The 1,120-nt window shown below is 59.6% G+C and carries 1 protein-coding gene; it reads left to right on the top strand.

Features of this window, described 5'->3' with window-relative positions; genetic code table 11:
* The first annotated feature begins 40 nt into the window (after nt 1–40).
* Nucleotides 41–1,107, top strand: a protein-coding gene (locus tag WH91_RS23835) for an IS630 family transposase (protein WP_144408398.1) whose coding sequence is annotated in 2 segments (ribosomal slippage) — nt 41–533 and nt 533–1,107 — 1,068 coding nt in all. Because the reading frame shifts where the segments join, the coding sequence is not laid out codon by codon here.
* Nucleotides 1,108–1,120: the final 13 nt, after the last annotated feature.

Raw genomic sequence — 1,120 nt, 5'->3', positions numbered from 1 at the left:
CAGGGAATTACTGATTCCATGGGGCGAAGGAAATTCGCCCATGACAGTCTCGGTTCGGATCAGGCAGGATTATTCGTCGCAAGAGCTTCGGCGCCTGGCATCACGGAGCAAAGACGCCAATCAAAGCCGAAGGTTGTTGTCGCTGGCGGCGGTCTTGGACGGACTGAGCCGGGCCGACGCTGCACGGATGGGCGGCATGGACCGGCAGACGCTCCGCGATTGGGTGCATCGGTTCAATGCTGACGGCCCTGACGGCTTGTTCGATCATTGGGCCCCCGGTCAGCCGTCGCGGCTGTCGGAGGATCAAAAGGTGGAACTGATCAAGATCGTCGAAACCGGCCCAGACCTGGCAGTTGATGGCGTTGTGCGGTGGCGCCGAATTGACCTCCAGCGGGTCATCAAGGAGCGGTTTGGGGTTCACTACCATGAGCGCCATGTCGGTGCGCTTCTCAAGAAACTCGGCTTTTCGCACATGAGCGCGCGGCCTCAACATCCCGGTCAGGATGCCGGGGTCATCTCGGCATTTAAAAAAACTTCCCGCGAGCACTGAAAGCCCATATTGGCCACCTTCCCAAGGGCCGGCCGATAGAAATCTGGTTCCAGGACGAGGCCCGCATCGGCCAGAAAAATGGCGTCGCCCGCCTGTGGGCGAAGCGTGGCACGCGTCCCCGACAACCTGCTGATCAGCGCTATCAGAACGCCTATCTGTTCGGCGCCATCTGTCCGGCCAAAGGGAAGGGTGCCGGACTGGCTCTGCCCTATGCCGATACCTTCGCCATGCAACTGCACATCGAAGAGATCAGCCGGCATGTCCAAAGGGGCGCCCATGCAGTGCTGCTGCTCGATCGGGCTGGGTGGCACACCACGGCCAATCTTGCCGTGCCCAAGAACATGACGCTGATCTTCCTACCTTCGCGATCGCCCGAACTAAACCCGGTCGAAAACGTCTGGCAGTACCTACGCCAAAACTGGCTCTCCAATCAGGTTTTTGACACCTACGACGCCATCATCGATGCCGCTTGTCAGGCATGGCGAAATCTCGTCGACCAGCCGACAACCATAACATCGATCGGCATGCGTGAATGGGCACACACCGGTCAATCGTGAGCGCCGTTGGTAT

Origin of the sequence: Devosia psychrophila, from assembly GCF_000971275.1 — a bacterium.
GTDB classification, from domain to species: domain Bacteria; phylum Pseudomonadota; class Alphaproteobacteria; order Rhizobiales; family Devosiaceae; genus Devosia; species Devosia psychrophila.
The sequence above is the reverse complement of the archived record's forward strand: the minus strand, read 5'-3'. Positions and strand labels throughout refer to the sequence as shown.